We start from the raw sequence: 18,749 nt of genomic DNA, 5'->3' as shown, positions 1-18,749 counted from the left end.
AGCATGTTCGCACCAGATATCATCCTCGCAGCCGTGCTGAACGGCCTGATGACCGGCTCGGTCTATGCGCTGATCGCGCTGGGCCTGACGCTGGTCTATGGCGTGCTGCACATCATCAATTTCGCCCATGGCGCGACGCTGACGGCGGCGATGTTCGCCGTCTATGTCGCGCACACCGTCTTCAAGCTCGATCCCTACATCGCGCTCTTCATCGTCACGCCGCTGTTCTTCGGGCTGGGCTACGGCGTGCAGCGCTTCATCATCGGCCCGGCAAGCCATGGCGAAGACCGCAACATCCTGCTGGTGACGCTGGGTCTCTCGATCCTGATCGAGAACGCCATGCTCGCGATCTTCCGCTCCGATACGCGCTCGATCGACGTGCCCTACGCCTTCTCCTCGATCGATCTCGGCTTCACCTTCCTGGCGCTGCCACGCGTACTCGCCTTCGGCGTGGCGTTGCTGGTCGCGCTGCTGCTCGGCCTGCTGCTCACCCGCACCGATACCGGTAAGGCGATCCGCGCGGTTGCCCGCGAGAAGACCGGGGCGGCGCTGGCCGGCATCGACGTCGCCCATATCTACGCCGTCACCTTTGGCCTGGGCGCGGCTTGCGTGGCCATCGCCGCCTGCCTGCTGATGCCGACCTTTTATGTCACACCCCGCGCGGGAAACGCCTTCGTGCTGGTCGCCTTCACCATCGTCGTGCTCGGCGGCATGGGCTCGATCCCCGGAGCGCTCCTGGGCGCCCTCTTCATCGGCGTGGTCGAGAGCCTGTGCGGTTTGTTCTTCGGCGAGAGCCTGGGCCAGATCGGCATCTTCCTGATCTTCATCCTGGTGCTGCTGGTGCGGCCCACCGGCCTGTTCGGAGCGCGCGCATGAGCACCTCGCGCGCCTTCGCTCCCGCGCTCGTCCTGCTCCTGCTGGCGGCGCTGATCCCGGTCTTCGTCACCGCCAACACGGTGCTGAACTTCATCGTCTTCACGCTGATCATCGCACTGGCGGCCCAGGGCTGGAATCTGCTCGGCGGGCTCTGCGGCCAGTTCTCCTTCGGCCACGCCGCCTTCTTCGGCAGCGGCGCCTATGCGGCCGCACTGCTGCAGGCGCGCTATGGCGTCAATCCCTGGGCAGCCTTCGCTGCGGCCATCGGATTCGCCGCGCTGGTCGGCTGGATCATAGGCTATCTCAGCTTCCGCTCGGGGCTGCGCGGCTCCTATTTCGCCCTGGTGACGCTCGCCTTCGCCGAGGTCTTCCGCATCCTTGCCAATGCCTCGGCCTTTACCGGCGGGGCGGCCGGCACGCTGATCAAGCTCGATATCCGGCCCGAGAACTTCCAGTTCGCCAGCCGCGCTGCCTTCGTCTGGATCGCGCTCGCGCTCGTCGGCTTCACCTTGCTGCTGACGACGGCGATCGCCTGCTCGCGCCTCGGCGCCTGGTTTGCCGCCGTGCGCGAAAACGAGGACGCGGCGCGCGCACTCGGCGTCGACACGCTTGCCGTGAAGCTCAAGGCGATCACGCTCTCGGCCGGCATCACCGGCGCGGCCGGCGCGCTTTATGTGCAATATTACCTCTATCTCGACGCCAACATCGCCTATGGCTCCTGGATCTCGATCGAGGCGCTGATCGCCCCGATCATCGGCGGCATCGGCACGCCATTGGGGCCGATCGTCGGCGCGGTAACACTGCATGGCCTGGGCGAGCTGACGAAACTCTTCGCGGGCGGCATTCCCGGCATCGATCTCGTGATCTATGGCGCGCTGCTCGTCGCCGCGATCGCCTTCGCGCCCGACGGCATGATGGGGCTGTTGAAGCGATTGGGCCGCGGCAAGAGCACGTCCAAGACGATCGACGCCAAGACGGAAGGAGCTGCCTGATGCTCGCCGTCGAGACCATCACCAAGCGCTTCGGCGGGCTCGTCGCGGTCAATGCCGCAAGCCTCAAGGTCAGCGCCGGCTCGATCACCGGGCTGATCGGCCCCAACGGCGCCGGCAAGACCACCCTGTTTGCCGTCATCGCCGGGTTCGAGAAGGCCAGCGAAGGCCGCATTCTCTTCGCGGGCCAGGACATCACGGCGCAGCCCGCCCATCTGCGGGCTCAGGCCGGCATCGCTCGCACCTTCCAGATCGTCCAGCCTTTCGCCGGCCTCAGCGTTGTCGAGAACATCGCGGTCGGCGCCTATCTGCGTCATTCCGGCCGGGTCGAGGCGCAAGGCCGGGCGCGCGAGGTCGCAAGCCTGGTCGGTCTCGGCGCCATGCTCGACCAGCCGGCCTCCTCACTCACGGTCTCCGGCCGCAAGCGGCTCGAACTGGCGCGCGCGCTGGCGACGGAACCCAGGCTTCTGCTGCTCGACGAGGTGCTGGCCGGGCTCAACCCATCGGAAATCCGCGACATGATCCCGGTCATCCGCCAGATCCGCGATCGGGGCGTCACCATCCTGATGGTTGAGCATGTCATGCAGGCCGTGATGAGCCTGTGCGAGGACATCCATGTGCTGGCACAGGGCCGCATCATCGCGCAGGGAACACCAAGCGAGATCGCCGGCGACCCGGCGGTGATAGAAGCCTATCTCGGCCAGGGCGCAGCCAAGCGGCTGCAGGGGTCGGCGGGCATGGGAGCAAACCATGCTTGAGGTCGAGAACCTGATCGCGGGCTATGGCGGCGCAGACGTGCTGCGCGGCATCGGCCTGGAGGTAAAGCCGGGCGAGATCGTCGCGGTGCTGGGCGCCAACGGCGTCGGCAAGACGACGCTGAACCGCGCCTTATCCGGCCTGATCAAGCCGCGCGCCGGCACGATCCGCTTCCTGGGTCAGGAGATCGCCGGCCTCAAGGCCTCGGCCATCGTCGCCGCCGGGTTGATCCATGTGCCGGAAGGCCGACGGATCTTCCCCAATATGAGCGTGCGCGACAATCTCGTGCTCGGCAGCTACCGGCGCGGCAAACCGGCACGCGAGGCCAATCTGGAGCGCATGTTCCAGCTCTTCCCGCGTCTGCGCGAACGCATGGGCCAGGCCGCCGGCACGCTCTCGGGTGGCGAGCAGCAGATGCTCGCGATCGGGCGCGGGCTGATGGGCGAGCCGAAGCTCCTGATCCTGGACGAACCGTCGCTCGGCCTCTCGCCGCTCCTCGTCGAGGAGATGTTTGCTCTGATCGCCCGCATCGCCGGCGAGGGCCTCGCCGTGCTGCTGGTCGAGCAGAATGTCGTGCAGTCGCTCGAACTCGCCGCCCGCGCCTATGTGCTCGAAAACGGCCGCATCGTCGTCGAAGGTCCCTCAAGCCGGATCGCCGCCGACCCGGCCCTGAAACACGCCTATCTCGGATTGTGAGGCCGTCATGAACGTAAACGCCGCCGTCAGCGCCCCGTCCCGCGCCGAACCTGTGATGCAGCGCCCCGCCACGCCGGGCTGGCTTAGCGAGCTCGCGGCCTTCTGCGCAGCCTTGCGCTTCGAGCACCTGCCGCCCGAGGTCGTTTCGCGCACCGTTCAGGTTATCGCCGACTCGGTCGCCGCCATCGCCGCCGGCGCTCAGGAGCCGGAGACGATCGCGCTCTCCGACCGGCTCGCACCGGCCGACGACCTCTCGGGCGCCGCCATCATCGGCAGCGGCCGCAAGGCGACGCCGAGCCTCGCCGCTTTTCTCAACGGCACGGCCGGCACCATGCTGGAGCTCGACGAGGGTAACCAGTTCGCCCGCGGCCATCCCGGCATCCATGTCGTACCCGCTGTGCTCGCAGCGGCCGTCCAGGCCAAGGCGAGCGGCAAGGAGGTGATCACCGCGATCGCGCTCGGCTACGAGATCGGCGCCCGCATCGGCATCGCCTCAAAGCTGCGCATCACCATGCATCCGCACGGCACCTGGGGCACGGTCGGCGCTGCCGTCGCCATAGCCTGGCTGCACAAGCGCGATGCCGCCGCGATGATCGAGACGATCAACGTCGCCTCCTCGCTCGGCCTCACCACCAGCCGCCGGACGATGCTGGAGGGCGGCACGGTCCGCAACACATTCGCCGGTTTCTCCAACCAGATCGGCCTGATGGTCGATGGTCTCGTCGCCTCGGGCTTCACCGGCGAGGCCGATGGCTTGGGCACCGTCTATGGCTCGGTCATCGCCGATAATTGGCAGCCTGACGTGATGATCGAGGCGCTGGGGCAGCGCTGGGAGATCGCGCGCAATTATTTCAAGCGCCATGCCTGCTGCCGCTATAATCACGGCGCGCTCGATGCGCTCAGCCGGATCGTGGCCAGCGAGGGCGGCCGCATCGCCCCGGAGCAGATCGCCCGCATCGATGTCGGCACCTATATCTGGGCGGCGCAGCTCGCAGGCCAGGAGCCGCACAACATGCTGGCGGCGAAGTTCTCGCTGCCCTTCTCGATCGCGACCACGATCGTCCACGGCGCGGCGACCGTCGAGGCCTTCCGCGAACCGGCGCGGCTCGAACCCGTCACCCGCGATCTCGCCCGCCGCATCTTCGTCCGCGAGGACGAGGCAGCAACCGCCAAGCTGCCGGCGCTGCGCCCGGCCAAGGTCACGATCACCTTGACCGATGGCCGCGTGCTGGAAGCCGAAGCGCTGACCAATCGCGGCGACACCGAGGATCCCTATAGCGCAGCCGAGATTCGCGAGAAATTCTTCGATCTCGCCGGCCCGGTCTGGGGCGAGGCTCATGCCGCCGCGATCCTCGCCCAAATCGACGCCCTGCCGCAGGCCGGGACACTCGACACGCTGAACGCCCTGCTCGCAGCCGCGCCCGCTACCCCGAACGGACATCAATCATGACCCTCTCCCTGAAGGCGCGCTTCGCTCAGGCGGAGATCGTGCTGGCGCCGGGCGTCTATGACGCGCTTACCGCCTCGTTGGCTGAGGCAGCCGGCTTCGAGGCGCTCTACGTCTCCGGCGCCTCGATCGCCTATACCCGCCTCGGCCGGCCCGATATCGGGCTCGTTTCGATGGCCGAGGTCGCTGACACCATCACCATGATCCGCGACCGCATAGCGACGCCGCTGATCGTCGATGCCGATACCGGCTATGGCAATGCGCTCAACATGCAGCGCACCATGCGCCTGTTCGAGCGCGCCGGCGCCAATGCCCTGCAGATCGAGGACCAGAGCTTTCCCAAGCGCTGCGGCCACCTCGCCGACAAGGGCGTGATTCCGGCCGCCGAGATGGTCGGCAAGATCAAGGCCGCCGTCGATGCTCGTGCCTCGCAGGAAACACTGATCATCGCCCGCACCGACGCCATCGCGGTGGAGGGCTTCGAAGCCGCCCTCGAACGCGCCCATCTCTACGCGCAGGCCGGCGCGGATATGCTCTTTGTCGAGGCGCCGGGCTCCGCCGACGAGCTTGGCCGCGTCACTGCCGAGCTGAAGGGCCTGGCTCCGCTGATGGCCAATATGGTCGAGGGCGGGCGCACGCCGATCAAATCGGCTGGGGAGTTGGAGGCGCTCGGTTTCTCGCTCGTGATCTTCCCCGGTGGCATCGTGCGGGCGCTCGCCCGCGCCGCCCAGGATTTCTACGGCACGCTGAAGCGCGACGGCTCGACCGGCGCCTTCCGCAACCAGATGTTCGATTTCGACCAGCTCAACGCCGTGATCGGCACGCCGCAGATGATCGCGGCCGGCCGGAGCTATGAAGCCGACCAGATCATAGCCGCGGCCGAAAAGAGCAAGCAGGCATGACCATGACGCTCGATCCCGTCACGCTCGCCGTGCTGAAGGGCCGGCTGGAGCAGATCGCCAACGAGATGGACGCGACGCTCTACCGCTCCGCCTTCAACCCGATCATCGCCGAGGCGCATGATGCCTGCCACGGCCTCTATCACGCCACCACCGGCGCGACACTGGTGCAGGGTACCTCGGGCCTGCCGATCTTCGTCGGCGCCATGGCCTTCGCGGTGAAGGCCGTGATCGACCGGGTCGAGGCTGGCGCCACCAACGACCCCGGCGACACCTGGCTCTTCAACGACCCCTATGAGGGCGGCACGCATCTCAACGACATGCGCCTGGTGCGGCCGATCTTCCGCAACGGCAAACTGTTCTGCTGGCTGGCTTCCGTCGGCCATTGGCTCGATGTCGGCGGCAATGTGCCCGGCAATTTCAACGCGAAGGCGACGGAAAGCTTTCAGGAGGGCTTCCGCATCCCGCCGGTGAAGCTCGTGCGCAAGGGTGAATTCCAGCACGACATCGTCGAGATCCTGAATGCCAATTCGCGCCTGCCGCAATCGAACTGGGGCGATCTCAACGGCCAGCTGAACGCGCTCGATCTCGGCGAGCAACGCCTCGACGCGCTCCTGGCGGACTACGGTGTGCCGACAGTCGATGCCGCGCTCGACGCCTTCAGCGCCCGCGCCGAGGCGCTGATGCGCGCCGAGATCGCAGCTCTCCCGGATGGCCGCTATTCCTTCGACGATTTCCTCGACAATGACGGCATCACCGACACCCCGCTCAGGATCGCGCTCGATCTGACGATCGCGGGCGATCTGATGACGCTCGATTTCTCGCGCTCCGCCCCGCCCTGCCAGGGCCCGCTCAACATCGCCTATTCCACGGCGGTCGCCTGCTGCTATGTCGCGCTGAAGCACATCTTCCCGCATGTCCCGGCCAATGCCGGCGTGCTCAAGCCGATCAGCTTCATCATCCCCGACAGCACCCTGCTCGGCGTCAAGGCGCCGAAACCCGTCGGCGGCTACACCGAGACTATCCTGCGCGTCATCGACACCGTCTTCGGCGTCTTCGCCCAGATCGCGCCCGAGCGCACCAATGGCTCGCCCTATGCCACGATCAACGCGCTCTCGCTGGCGGGCCATCGCGACGACGGCTCGCGCTTCGTGATGTTCTCCTTCTTCGGCGGCGGGCTGGGTGGCAATCCCGAAGGCGATGGCCTCAACCACGGCAACAATCCGATCTCGACCGCGACGATCCCGCCGGCGGAAATCTTGGAGGCCGCCTATCCCGTGATGTTCACGCAATGGGCGCTCAGGCCCGATTCCGGCGGAGCCGGCCGTCATCGCGGCGGCTGCGGCGCGATCTACGAGATCGAGGCGCTGGCTCAGTCGGGCGCCGACGTCTTCCTGCTCGGCGAGCGCGGCAAATTCCCGCCCTTCGGCGTCGTCGGCGGAGGCCCCGCCGCGATGAACCGCTTCGTCTATGACGGCCCGGACGGCCCGACATCGCCGCCGCTCGTCACCAAGATCACCGACATCCATATCGCCAAAGGGCAGCGCGTCCGGCTCGAAAGCCCCGGCGGTGGCGGCTATGGCGAGCCAAGGGAGCGCGATGCGGCCGCGGTGCGGCGCGATGTGGCGAACGGCTATGTCAGCCCTGAGGAAGCGCAACGCCTATATGGCTTGGTGACGGAGGCGAGACGATGATTTGCATCTCGCTTCATCAAGCAAGCGCGATCTCCTTCTCCCCAGCCATCTCGGGCCTGCCCGAGATGGGCAACTCAAAGTGTCAAAGTCGGCAACAGCCGACTTTGATGGGGAGAAGGTGGCAGCGCGTAGCGCTGACGGATGAGGGAAGTCTCGCACCGCACTCATCCACCCTTCCCTCATCCGACCCGGCTACGCCGGGCCACCTTCTCCCCCGAGGGGAGAAGGAGATCGCGCCATGACCAGCACATCCTCCCCCAAAGCCGTCGTCGGCGTCGACGTCGGCGGCACCTTCACCGATCTGTTCTGGTTCGACGAGGCGGAAAAGCGCTTCCGCGTCGCGAAAGTTCCCTCCCAGCGTGGTGACGAGGCCAAAGGCTTCATCGCCGGCTTGACGACCTTCGGACCCGTCTCCGGCCTCGCCTCGATCGTCCACGGCACCACCGTCGGCACCAACGCCCTGCTCGAGCGCAAGGGCGCCAAGGTCGGCGTCATCACCACGCCGGGCTTCCGCGACGCATTGGAGATGCGTCGCCGCGACCGCCGCCAGACCTGGGGGCTGTGGGGTGACTTCACGCCCGCCGCCAGCCGCGAGAACCGGCTGGAGGTGCCCGAGCGGACGCTTGCCGACGGCACGATCCGCACGGCTGTCGACCTCGACGCCGTGCGCGAGGCGGCCAAGACGCTTGCAGCCCAAGGCTGCGAGGCGCTGGCGATCATTTTCATCAACGCCTACGCCAACCCCGCCAATGAGCGCGCTGCGCTGGAAGCGGCCCGCGCGGTCTGGCCGAACGAGCACCTTGCCTGCTCCAGCGCGATCCTGCCCGAGATCCGCGAATTCGAACGCGCCTCGACGACCGCGCTCAACGCCACGCTCCAGCCTTTGGTCGGCTCCTATCTAGGCCGGCTGGAGGATGCACTGGCGCAGGACGGCTTCACCGGCCGCTTCCACATCGTCCAGAGCAATGGCGGCGTGATGTCGACGGCTACCGCCCGCAAGCTCCCCATCCGCACCGCCCTGTCTGGCCCTGCCGCGGGCGTCATCGCGGCGGCCGCGATCGCCCGCGCGGCCGGCTTCCCCGATGTCATCACTGGCGATCTCGGCGGCACCTCCTTCGACGTCTCGCTGATCGCGGACGGAGAGGCGGCGCTCGCCGCCCAGAGCACGATCGATTTCGGCATGGTGATCCGCACGCCGATGATCGAGATCACCACGATCGGCGCCGGCGGCGGCTCGATCGCTCGCGTCGATGCCGGCGGCCTGCTCGAAGTGGGGCCGGAAAGTGCGGGCTCGCGCCCCGGCCCGGTCTGCTATGGCGGGGGCAATGACCGCCCGACCCTGACCGACGCCAATCTCGTGCTCGGCCGCATCGACGGCTCGAAACCGCTTGGCACCTTGCAGAGCCTGGATGTCGAGGCCGCGCGCGAGGCGATCCGTCGCAAGATCGCCGAGCCGCTCGGGCTCGACGTGATGACGGCGGCGGAAGCGATCGTGAAGATCGCGAATGCCCGCATGGCCGGCGCGATCCGGCTGGTCTCGATCGAGCGCGGCCATGATCCGGCGAAATTCCTGGCCATGCCCTTCGGCGGTGGCGGCGCGCTCCATGCCGGCGCGCTGATCAAGGAGGTCGGCCTGCGCGGCGCGCTGGTGCCACGCTTCCCGGGCGTCACCTCGGCGCTCGGCTGCGTCATCGCCGATATCCGCCATGACGGCGTGCAGACGGTGAATTTGATGCTCGACGGTCTCGACGCGGCCGCGCTCGACGCCCGCATGGTCGAGGCGGGCGCAGAAGCCCATGCGATCGTCGCCGATGCCGGTTTGAGCGTCGAGCGCATCGACGTGCTCTACGAACTCGACATGCATTATCTCGGGCAGACCCATACCGTCGCAGTGCCCCTGCCGGTGACGCTCACCGAGGGGCGCACCGGCGTGACCGGCGCCATCATCCGCGAAGCCTTCGACAAGGCCTATGGCGCGGCCTTCAGCCGCCTCTTGCCCGGCATTCCCGTGCGCATCGTCACGCTGCGCACGGCCGCGATCGGCCGCCGACCGGCCTTCGACCTGACGGCGTTGGCACCGGCCGAGGGCGCGACGCTGGAAGCCGCAAGGCGTGGCTCGCGCCAGGTCTATCTCGAAGGCCAGTGGCGCGAGACGGCGATCTGGTCGCGGCTCGATCTGCCTGTCGGCGCCAGGATCGAGGGGCCGGCGATGCTTGAGCAATCCGACGCCACGATCCTGCTCGATCCCGGCCTGACCGCGGAGGTCGACGCGCTGGGCAATCTCGTGATCCTCAGGAGCTGAACCATGGCAGCCGCCATCACCTCCCTCGCCCATACCGCCTTGCTGATCGTCGATCTGCAGAACGACTTCATCCACCCCGACGGCGCCTATGCGCGCGGCAAGGCCGCCTCCCCGCAGGCGCAGGCATTGCCGGTCAAGCTCAAACCGCTGGCCGATCTCGTCCGCGCCAAGGGCGGGCTCGTCGCCGCTACCCAGTTCACCCTGGTGCCGGGACGTGGCGGCGCGCCGCTGATCTCGCCGCATCTCCTGCAGATGCGCCCCTTCCTGCGCAAGGGCGATTTCCTGCCCGGCGGCTGGGGCCATCAGGTGGTCGACGCCCTGCAGCCCATCGATATCGCAGTCGAGAAGATCGCCTATTCCGCCTTCTACCAGACCAGGCTGGAATGGCTGTTGCGCAAGCTCGCCATCGAGCACCTGATCGTCTGCGGCATCGTCACCAATGGCGGCGTCGCCTCGACGGTTCGCGACGCCCATGTCCGCGACATCGAGGTGACCGTGCTGGAAGATGGCTGCGCCGCCCCCACCGAAGCGATGCATGCAGAAGCCATCGCCGCGCTCCGGCCCGTGGCGCGCATCGCAACAATCGGAGATGCCATGGCCGAGATAGTCGCGTCATGAACGCTGTCCGCCCAGTCGATAGCATCGCCTTCGAGGCGGAGGCCGATGTCCTGATCATCGGCGCGGGTGCAGCAGGGCTTGTCGCGGCGCTCGCCGCGAAGGAGGCCGGTGCCGAGGTCGTCATCGTCGAGCGCGACGCGGTGCCCTCGGGCTCGACCGCGCTTTCGGCCGGGCTCATCCCGGCCGCCGGCACGCGCTTCCAGCGGCAGGCAGGCATTGAGGACAGTCCGGCCCTGTTCGCCCGGGACATCCTCGAAAAAGCACATCACGAACCCGATACCGCCATGGTCGGGCAATTGGCCGAGCACATCGGCCCGGTGCTTGAATGGCTCGCCGACCGTCATGGCCTGCCCTTCGATGTCATCACCAACTTCTCCTATCCCGGCCATTCCGCCCGGCGCATGCACGGCCTGCCCAAGCGCACGGGCTCGGAGCTGATCGACCGTTTGCGCGAGGCCGTGGAGGCGCAGGAGATCCCGATCCTGACCGGGTTTCGCGCCACCACCCTGTTCCGGAGGCCGGACGGCGTGATCGCGGGCATCGCCGGAACCCGCCCCGATGGCGGCGAGGAGAGGATCGGCTGCAAAGCGCTCGTGCTCGCCTGCAACGGCTATGGCGGCAACCGCGCGCTGGTGGCGCGCCACATCCCGCAAATGGCTGACGCACTCTGGTTCGGCCATTCCGGCAATGAGGGCGACGCCGTGCTCTGGGGCGAGCAGATCGGCGCGGATCTCGTCGATATGTCGGGCCATCAGGGCCATGGCTCGGTCGCCCAGCCGCATGGCATCCTGATCAGCTGGGCGACGATCATGGAGGGCGGTTTTCAGGTCAACGCCCTGGGCGAGCGCTTCTCCGACGAGAGCCATGGCTATTCCGAACAGGCCGCCACCGTCCTGCGCCAGCCCAAGGGCAAGGCCTGGACGATCTTCGATGCCCGCATCGCCGGCATCGCCCGCCAGTTCGAGGATTTCCAGAACGCGGAGGCGCAGGGCGCAATCGTCAGTGCAGATTCGATCGAAGACCTCGCAGCAAAGACCGGCCTGCCGGAAGCCGCACTCACGGCCACTGCAATCGAGGTCGCGGCGCTGAAGCGTGGCGAGCTACAGGATCGCTTCAGGCGCGACTTCTCAAACGTGCCGCCCCTGGCAGCGCCGTTCCATGCAGTCCGCGTCACCGGAGCCTTGTTCCACACCCAGGGCGGGTTGCGCGTGGATGACGCCGCCCGCGTCCTGGACAAGGGCGGCCGGGCCTTCCTCAATCTCCACGCCTGCGGCGGCGCGGCGGTCGGCGTCTCCGGTGCGCAGGCCTCGGGCTACCTCTCCGGCAACGGCCTGCTGACCGCCGTCGCGCTCGGCGAGATCGCAGGCAGGGCGGCCGCAGCCTTTCCTTCTCCCCTCATGGGAGAAGGTGTCTGCGCAGCAGACGGATGAGGGAAGGGCCGCGGAAGCGGCCCTTTTCTTGTCGCTACGCGGAGAATTCCCTCATCCGTCAGCGCTTCGCGCTGCCACCTTCTCCCCCGAGGGGAGAAGGGAAGGCCACGCCGGCATCGGCGCGCGCAAACCCTCCCAGGCCCTCGCCATCCGCAGCACGCCGAGATCATCAAAACGCCGCCCGGTGATCTGCAGCCCGATCGGCAAACCGCCCTTGGTCATTGCGGCATGTACCGAGATCGAGGGCTGGTCCGACATATTGGCGGGAAGCGTGAAGCAGATATGCTCGAAGGGCCGATCCGGATCATGGATCGGCGAGGCGAGCTCGGCCGGATAGCTCGGCACCGGCGAAACCGGCGACAGCACGAAATCGAACGGCGCGCTCTGCTTCAGCGCCGCATCCTTGATCGCCAGCATTTGGCTCATGCCGCGATAGACCCGCTCGCCCGAGAGCGCCTTTCCGCGCTCCGCCCATTGGAAGATATAGGGCAGCACCTTTGCCTGCTTCTCCGGCGTCAGCGCACCAATATCGGCCCAGGCGCGCTGGCTCCAGAAATCATCGAGCCCGTCGAGCATGCTGCGCGTCATGAAGGCCGGAGCGGAGGTCACGGTCGCGCCCGCCGCTGCGAAAGCCTTGCCCGCCGCCTCGATTGCGGCCTTCGTCTCGGGCTCGACTTCGATGCCGATGCCGGGGTCGAGCTGCAGGCCGATCCGCAGGCCCTTCAGATCGATGCCGAGCGACAGCCAGTCGATCTCCTGCGGCGGCAGGCTCATGCCGTCGCGCGCATCGGGCTTGGACAATTCGCGCATCATCAGCGCCGCGTCGGTCACTGTGCGCGTCATCGGGCCGGCGACGCGGCCGTAATAGCTCGGGTCGATCGGCACGCGCCCAAAACTGGGCTTCAGGCCGACGAGCCCGCACCAGCCGGCCGGCAGCCTGACCGAGCCGCCGATATCGGTGCCGACATGCAAGGGACCGTAACCGGCAGCGCCTGCTGCTCCTGCGCCAGCAGAGGAACCACCGGGGTTCATCGCCAGATTCCAGGGATTGCGGGCGAGTTCGTGAAAGCTGGAGAGCCCGGAGGAGAGCATGCCGTAATCGGGCATCGTCGTCTTGGCGAGCGTGATGAAACCCGCCTCGTTCAGCCGGGCCGCGACCGGTGCGTCCTCTGCAGCCGGGGCGAGATCGCGCGCCGCCGTCCCGATCGGCATCGGCACGCCCTTGGTCGCAATGTTCTCCTTGATCGTACCCGGCACGCCGTCGAGAGGCAGCGCCTCGCCCTTGAACCAGCGCGCCTCGGAACCTCTGGCAGCGGCAAGCGCGGCAGTCGGATCATAGGCATAGAGCGCCCTAAGTTTGGGCTCATAGGCGTCGATCCGGGCGATCACAGCCTCCGTCACTTCGACGGGAGAGAGCGTCTTGGCGCGATAGGCATCGAGCAGATCGGCCGCGCTCAGATCGGCGGGGTTGGTCATCGGGGTATCCTCGTCCTGGATTCGGCTGCGACAGGCGACGCCAGCGTCGCGCGTCATCCCCGCCTCTAGCAAGCTCCGCGCCGCGCAGGGCGGTCAGACGAAATAGTCGGGATGCGTCGCGCGCAGATGGACGAGGTCCGGCAGCAATGTACCGAGATGCTTGCGCATCGCCGCCTGCGCCGCCGGGCCGTCCTTGCGCCGCACCGCATCGACGATCGAGAGATGCTCGCGGATCACCATCTCCATCCGGCCCGGCACCGGCAGCGTCATGCGCCGGCAGCGGTCGATCTGACTCTTGGCAGCATGCGCCAGCTTCCAGATGCCGGGGTAGCCGGCACAGACCGCGATTGTCTCGTGGAAAGCCTCGTCGAACAGGTGGAAGCGTTCCTGGTCGCCCTCGTCGAAGGCCTCATGCTGGCGCGCAATCACCGCATCGAGCCGCGCCACGATCTCCGGCGTCGCGATGCCGGCCACGAGGTCGACGGTGGCGCATTCAAGCGCCTGCCGGATGAACACGGCTTCCGGAATCGCCTCGATCGGGATCCGCGCCACAAAGGTGCCGGCCTGCGGAAAGACCTCGACCAGCCCCTCCTCCTTCAGCTTGATCAGCGCCTCGCGCACCGGCGTGCGGCTGATGCCGAAACGGGCCGTCAGCTCTTTCTCGACGAGAGCCGCACCCGGCGCGATCTGCATGGCCAGAATGGCGCGCCGCATCTCATCCTGCACCAGCGAGGCCGCCGTCGAGCGGCCGGAGGATGTCCCGGCACCGCGCATCGGCCGGCGCTCCCGGCGCACGAGATCGACCGCCGCGTCCCGCGCACTCGCCATCTCCGACATCGCCCTCGTCTCATCCACGCTCGGCGAAACTCCCCTTGGCACCAAGCCGCAGCAATCGTGCCGCAGCGTTCAATCGCGATAGCATGGCGTGGTTTGACACGCTAGTATATTAGTATATCTATCCGACGCTGCTCGGCTTGCACCGGCCGGCGCGTCCTGGAGTCTTGCTTGATGTTGTTGCACGATGATCGCCTCTTTCCTGCCGATCCGGTGACGCGCGGCATCGCGCGGCGGCTCTATGCGGGCATTCGCGATCTGCCGATCATCTCGCCGCATGGCCACACCGATCCGCGCTGGTTCGCCGAGAACAAGGCCTTTCCCGATCCTGCGACTCTCTTCGTCAAGCCGGACCATTACATCTTCCGCATGCTCTATTCGCAAGGCGTCCGGCTGGAGCAGCTCGGCATCACCCGCAAGGGCGGCAAGCCGGCCAAGAGCGATCCGCGCGCCATCTGGAAGCTCTTCGCCAGCCACTGGCATCTCTTCCGCGGCACGCCGACGCGGCTGTGGTTCGAGCACGCCGTCTCCAGCATCTTCGGCGTCAACGAGCGGCTTACCCCCGCCAATGCCGACGCGATCTACGACATCATCGCCGGGAAGCTCGAGCAGCCGGAGTTCAGGCCGCGTGCCCTGTTCGAACGCTTCAACATCGAGGCGATCTCGACGACCGAAGGCGCGCTCGACGATCTGAAATGGCACGACATGATCCGCGCCTCCGGCTGGGGCGGCAAGGTCGTCACCGCCTACAGGCCTGACAGCGTCGTCGATCCCGAATTCGAGGGCTTTGCCGAGAACCTCACCAGCCTTGGCGAATTGACCGGCGAGGACGTCTTCGCCTGGACCGGCTATCTCGAGGCGCATCGCAAGCGCCGGGCCTATTTCAAGGAGCGCGGCGCGACCTCCTCGGACCATGGCCATGCCACGGCCCGCACCGCAAACCTCTCGCAGGCCGAAGCCGAGAAGCTCTTCGCCAAGGTCGCCAAGGGCAAGGCCTCGGCCGAGGATGCCGACCTCTTCCGCGGCCAGATGCTGACCGAGATGGCCAAGATGAGCCTCGATGACGGGCTCGTCCTGCAGATCCACCCCGGCTCCTTCCGCAACCACAACGCCAGCCTGTTCGAGGAGTTCGGCCGCGATATGGGCGCTGACATTCCGCGCCAGACCGACTATGTCACGGCGCTGAAGCCGCTGCTCGATGCTGTCGGCAACGAGCCCAACCTCACCGTCATCGCCTTCACCCTCGACGAGACCAGCTATTCGCGCGAGCTCGCGCCGCTGGCAGGGCATTACCCGGCGCTGAAGCTCGGACCTGGCTGGTGGTTCCTCGATGCGCCCGAGGCCATGCTGCGCTTCCGCGAGCTGACCACCGAGACCGCCGGCTTCTACAACACCGTTGGCTTCAACGACGACACCCGCGCCTATCTCTCGATTCCGGCGCGCCACGACGTCGCCCGCCGCTGCGACTGCACCTACCTCGCCAAGCTCGTCGCCGAGCACCGGCTCGACGAGGACGAGGCCGCAGAAGTCGCCCATGACCTCGCCTACCGCCTGGCCAAGGAGGCCTACAAGCTGTGACCTCCGCGACGAAAACGATCGACGAGCGCCAGGCCGCCCATCCGCGCGACGTGAAGCGCTATGAGACGCAGACCCTGCGCGACGACTTCCTGATCGAGCGCATCTTCGTGCCCGGCGAGGTCACGCTGACCTACAGCCATTACGACCGCATGATCGTCGGCGGCGCGACGCCCGCTGCCAAGCCGCTGACGCTCGAGCCCTTCGCGCCGACGGGCACGCCCTTCTTCCTGGCGCGGCGCGAACTCGGCGTGATCAATCTCGGCGGCGCAGGCAGCGTCACCGTCGACGGCCAGCGCTTCGACATCCCCATTCTCGACGCGCTCTATGTCGGGCTCGGCGCGAAGGAGGTCTCCTTCGTCAGCGCGGACGCCGCCAACCCGGCGAAATTCTACCTGACCAGCGCCCCGGCGCACCGGGAAGCGCCGCACCAGCTGATCCGGAAGAGCGACGCCAACACCATCCATCTCGGCTCGGCCGAGACGTCCAACAAGCGCACCATCCGGCAATACATCATGCCCAACACCACCGGCACCAACCAATTGGTGATGGGCATGACGGCGCTGGAGCCCGGCTCGGTCTGGAACTCCATGCCTTGCCACACCCATACCAGGCGCATGGAGGCTTATCTCTACTTCAACCTCGACCCCGCCCACCGCGTCTTCCATTTCATGGGCGAGCCGACCGAGACCCGACATATCCTGGTCGCCAATGAACAGGCGGTGATCTCGCCGAACTGGTCGATCCATTGCGGCTGCGGCACCTCGAACTACGCCTTCGTCTGGGCCATGGCCGGCGACAATGTCGAGTTCACCGACATGGATCCGGCGCCCGTGGAGACGCTGCGCTGATGGCCCGCGGCTCGCCCTTCTCGCTCGAAGGCCGCACAGCGCTGGTCACCGGCGCCAATACCGGCATCGGCCAGGGCATCGCGCTGGCGCTGGCTGAGGCCGGCGCGACGATCGTCGCGGCAGGACGCTCGGATATGAGCGAGACGCTGGGGCTGATCGAGGCGGCGGGCGCAAGCGCGATACCGCTTCAACTCGATCTGCAGCAGCCCGGCAGCGCGGCCGAGGCGATCGCAAGCGCGGTGGCCACGGCCGGCCCGCTCGACATCCTCGTCAACAATGCCGGCATCATCCGCCGCGCCGACGCCCTCGATTTCAGCGAGGCCGATTGGGACGAGGTGATGAACGTCAACCTCAAGGCGGCATTCTTCCTCAGCCAGGCCTTCGCCAAGGCGGCTCTTGCCGCCGGCCGCGGAGCCCGCATCGTCAATATCGCCTCGCTGCTCTCCTTCCAGGGCGGCATCCGCGTCGCCTCCTACACTGCTAGCAAGAGCGGGCTTGCCGGGCTGACCAAGCTGCTCGCCTGCGAATGGGCGGCCAAGGGCATCAACGTCAACGCGATCGCGCCCGGCTATATCGAGACCAACAACACCCAAGCCCTGCGGGCCGACCCGGAGCGCAGCACGGCGATCCTTGCCCGCATTCCCGCCGCGCGCTGGGGCCAGCCCTCGGATATCGGCGGCGCCGCCGTGTTTCTGGCGAGCGATGCGGCGGCCTACATGCATGGCGCGATCCTTCCCGTCGACGGAGGCTGGCTGGCGCGATGACGAACCGTCTCAACTCCTTCTTCCAGCACGAGGCCACCCTGGCCTGGGAGCCGACCGAACCCGGCGTGAAGCGCAAGATCATGGCCTATGGCCCCGATCTGATGGTCGTGCGCGTCGTTTTTGACGCCGGCGCGGTCGGCAAGGCGCACAGCCATCCGCATCGGCAGGCGTCCTACGTCGAAAGCGGCGTCTTCGACGTCACCATCGACGGCCGGACCGAGCGCCTGATCACCGGTGACACATTCTTCGTGCCTGCCGATCTCGTCCACGGTGTCGTCGCGGTCGAGGCCGGCCAGCTCGTCGATTCCTTCACGCCGATGCGGGAGGAGTTTCTTTGATCTTCGCCTGACCGGCAGGGGCCGGCTGGCCGCCCATCACGGGCAAGAACGACCGGGAAAAACCGGCGCAAGACAATTGGGAGAGGACACCGACAATGTTGACCAAACGCACCTTCGCGGCCTTGGCCGGCGCGGCCATGTTCGCCGCCGTCACCGGCACCGCAAGCGCCCAGAACGTCACCCTGCGCTCGACCGACATCCACCCCGACGGCTATCCGACGATCGAAGCGGTCAAATATATGGGCCAGCTGCTCGATCAGCGCAGCAATGGCCGCATCAAGATCAACGTCTTTCACTCCGCCCAGCTTGGCCAGGAGAAGGACACGATCGACCAGACCCGCTTCGGCGTGATCGACCTGAACCGCATCAACATGGCGCCGTTCAACAATCTGATCCCGGCGACCAATGTGCCATCGCTGCCCTTCATCTTCCGCTCCGTCGACCACATGCGGAAGGTCATGGACGGGCCGATCGGCGACAATCTGCTCTCCGAATTCGACAAGCACGACCTGGTTGGGCTCGCCTTCTACGATTCCGGCTCGCGCTCCTTCTACAACTCCAAGCGCGCCATCAAGGCGCCCGCCGACATGAAGGGCATGAAGATCCGCGTCCAGCAGTCGGACATGTTCGTCGCCCTGGTCTCGGCACTCGGCGCCAACGCCACGCCGATGCCCTTCGGCGAAGTCTATTCGGCGCTCCAGACCGGCGTCATCGACGGAGCCGAGAACAACTGGCCGTCTTATGAATCGACGCGGCATTTCGAGGTCTCGAAATTCTACTCCATCACCGAACACTCGCTCTCGCCTGAGGTTCTGGTGATGTCGAAGCGCAGCTTCGCCAAGTTCTCGCCCGAGGACCAGAAGCTGATCCGGGTCGCCGCCAAGGACTCCGTCCTCAAGATGCGCGAGCTCTGGGATGCGCGCGAGAAGGAATCGGAAGCCAAGGTGAAAGCTGGCGGCGCCCAGGTGAACGCGCTGGAGAAGCAGCCCTTCATCGACGCGATGAAGCCGGTCTACGACAAGTTCGTCACCGACGCGAAGCTGAAGGACATGGTCGCGGCGATCCAGGCGGTGAAGTGAGGCCACGTGGTTAAGTAAGTCCTGGCGTCCGGTCTCCGGATCGGACGCAAAACCCGCCATTGCGGGAAGCCGAAGCGACGAAGCGGTCTAGGGGCCGTCGAGTGAGCTCTCCTGGATTGCTTCGC

The 18,749-nt window shown here is 67.0% G+C and carries 17 protein-coding genes; 15 read left to right on the top strand and 2 right to left on the bottom strand.

The window, feature by feature from the left end:
• The first annotated feature begins 3 nt into the window (after positions 1 to 3).
• From J2Y55_RS02565 to J2Y55_RS02520, 10 genes are all read left to right on the top strand, one after another.
• Complete coding sequence (locus J2Y55_RS02565) at positions 4 to 876, top strand: branched-chain amino acid ABC transporter permease (RefSeq protein WP_310147282.1); 873 nt, start codon at positions 4 to 6, stop codon at positions 874 to 876.
• The gene (locus tag J2Y55_RS02560) at positions 873 to 1,868 is read left to right on the top strand and encodes a branched-chain amino acid ABC transporter permease (protein ID WP_310147280.1); all 996 of its coding nucleotides are present in this window, start codon (positions 873 to 875) and stop codon (positions 1,866 to 1,868) included. The genes J2Y55_RS02565 and J2Y55_RS02560 overlap by 4 nt, the downstream gene beginning before the upstream one ends.
• A complete protein-coding gene (locus J2Y55_RS02555; protein ID WP_310147278.1) occupies positions 1,868 to 2,623 on the top strand; it encodes an ABC transporter ATP-binding protein in 756 nt (251 codons plus the stop codon). The genes J2Y55_RS02560 and J2Y55_RS02555 overlap by 1 nt, the downstream gene beginning before the upstream one ends.
• The gene (locus tag J2Y55_RS02550; protein ID WP_310147274.1) at positions 2,616 to 3,317 is read left to right on the top strand and encodes an ABC transporter ATP-binding protein; all 702 of its coding nucleotides are present in this window, start codon (positions 2,616 to 2,618) and stop codon (positions 3,315 to 3,317) included. Before J2Y55_RS02555 ends, J2Y55_RS02550 begins: the two co-directional genes overlap by 8 nt.
• 7 nt (positions 3,318 to 3,324) lie before the next feature.
• Positions 3,325 to 4,767 (top strand): MmgE/PrpD family protein, encoded by a 1,443-nt coding sequence (locus J2Y55_RS02545; RefSeq protein WP_310147272.1) that lies wholly within the window; start codon positions 3,325 to 3,327, stop codon positions 4,765 to 4,767.
• Entirely contained in the window at positions 4,764 to 5,666 is a 903-nt protein-coding gene (locus J2Y55_RS02540; RefSeq protein WP_310147270.1) for an isocitrate lyase/PEP mutase family protein, read from the top strand. Before J2Y55_RS02545 ends, J2Y55_RS02540 begins: the two co-directional genes overlap by 4 nt.
• Positions 5,663 to 7,357: a hydantoinase B/oxoprolinase family protein gene (locus J2Y55_RS02535; RefSeq protein ID WP_310147268.1), complete on the top strand. Its 1,695-nt coding sequence runs from the start codon at positions 5,663 to 5,665 to the stop codon at positions 7,355 to 7,357. The genes J2Y55_RS02540 and J2Y55_RS02535 overlap by 4 nt, the downstream gene beginning before the upstream one ends.
• A gap of 238 nt (positions 7,358 to 7,595) precedes the next feature.
• A complete protein-coding gene (locus J2Y55_RS02530; protein ID WP_310147266.1) occupies positions 7,596 to 9,659 on the top strand; it encodes a hydantoinase/oxoprolinase family protein in 2,064 nt (687 codons plus the stop codon).
• A gap of 3 nt (positions 9,660 to 9,662) precedes the next feature.
• Positions 9,663 to 10,277, top strand: coding sequence for a cysteine hydrolase family protein (locus J2Y55_RS02525; protein WP_310147264.1), 615 nt, complete (start codon positions 9,663 to 9,665; stop codon positions 10,275 to 10,277).
• A complete protein-coding gene (locus tag J2Y55_RS02520; RefSeq protein WP_310147261.1) occupies positions 10,274 to 11,707 on the top strand; it encodes an FAD-dependent oxidoreductase in 1,434 nt (477 codons plus the stop codon). Before J2Y55_RS02525 ends, J2Y55_RS02520 begins: the two co-directional genes overlap by 4 nt.
• A gap of 51 nt (positions 11,708 to 11,758) precedes the next feature.
• Here the strand turns inward: J2Y55_RS02520 and J2Y55_RS02515 are convergent, their stop codons facing one another.
• Both J2Y55_RS02515 and J2Y55_RS02510 read right to left on the bottom strand, forming a co-directional pair.
• The gene (locus tag J2Y55_RS02515; RefSeq protein WP_310147259.1) at positions 11,759 to 13,183 is read right to left on the bottom strand and encodes an amidase; all 1,425 of its coding nucleotides are present in this window, start codon (positions 13,181 to 13,183) and stop codon (positions 11,759 to 11,761) included.
• 93 nt (positions 13,184 to 13,276) lie between these two features.
• A complete protein-coding gene (locus J2Y55_RS02510; RefSeq protein WP_310147257.1) occupies positions 13,277 to 14,038 on the bottom strand; it encodes a GntR family transcriptional regulator in 762 nt (253 codons plus the stop codon).
• Between the two features lie 153 nt (positions 14,039 to 14,191).
• On the opposite strand from J2Y55_RS02510, the gene uxaC reads away from it, so the two are divergent.
• From uxaC to J2Y55_RS02485, 5 genes are all read left to right on the top strand, one after another.
• The gene (gene uxaC / locus J2Y55_RS02505) at positions 14,192 to 15,595 is read left to right on the top strand and encodes a glucuronate isomerase (protein ID WP_310147255.1); all 1,404 of its coding nucleotides are present in this window, start codon (positions 14,192 to 14,194) and stop codon (positions 15,593 to 15,595) included.
• On the top strand, positions 15,592 to 16,443 hold the full coding sequence (kduI, locus tag J2Y55_RS02500) for a 5-dehydro-4-deoxy-D-glucuronate isomerase (RefSeq protein ID WP_404978795.1): 852 nt from the start codon (positions 15,592 to 15,594) through the stop codon (positions 16,441 to 16,443). Before uxaC ends, kduI begins: the two co-directional genes overlap by 4 nt.
• The gene (gene kduD / locus J2Y55_RS02495; RefSeq protein WP_310147253.1) at positions 16,443 to 17,207 is read left to right on the top strand and encodes a 2-dehydro-3-deoxy-D-gluconate 5-dehydrogenase KduD; all 765 of its coding nucleotides are present in this window, start codon (positions 16,443 to 16,445) and stop codon (positions 17,205 to 17,207) included. Before kduI ends, kduD begins: the two co-directional genes overlap by 1 nt.
• Positions 17,204 to 17,545, top strand: coding sequence for a cupin domain-containing protein (locus J2Y55_RS02490; RefSeq protein WP_310147250.1), 342 nt, complete (start codon positions 17,204 to 17,206; stop codon positions 17,543 to 17,545). The genes kduD and J2Y55_RS02490 overlap by 4 nt, the downstream gene beginning before the upstream one ends.
• A 95-nt stretch (positions 17,546 to 17,640) precedes the next feature.
• A complete protein-coding gene (locus tag J2Y55_RS02485; RefSeq protein WP_310147248.1) occupies positions 17,641 to 18,624 on the top strand; it encodes a TRAP transporter substrate-binding protein in 984 nt (327 codons plus the stop codon).
• The last annotated feature ends 125 nt before the right edge of the window (positions 18,625 to 18,749 follow it).

This window comes from Allobosea sp. BE125, from assembly GCF_031456075.1.
GTDB lineage: Bacteria > Pseudomonadota > Alphaproteobacteria > Rhizobiales > Beijerinckiaceae > Allobosea.
The sequence above is the reverse complement of the archived record's forward strand: the minus strand, read 5'-3'. Positions and strand labels throughout refer to the sequence as shown.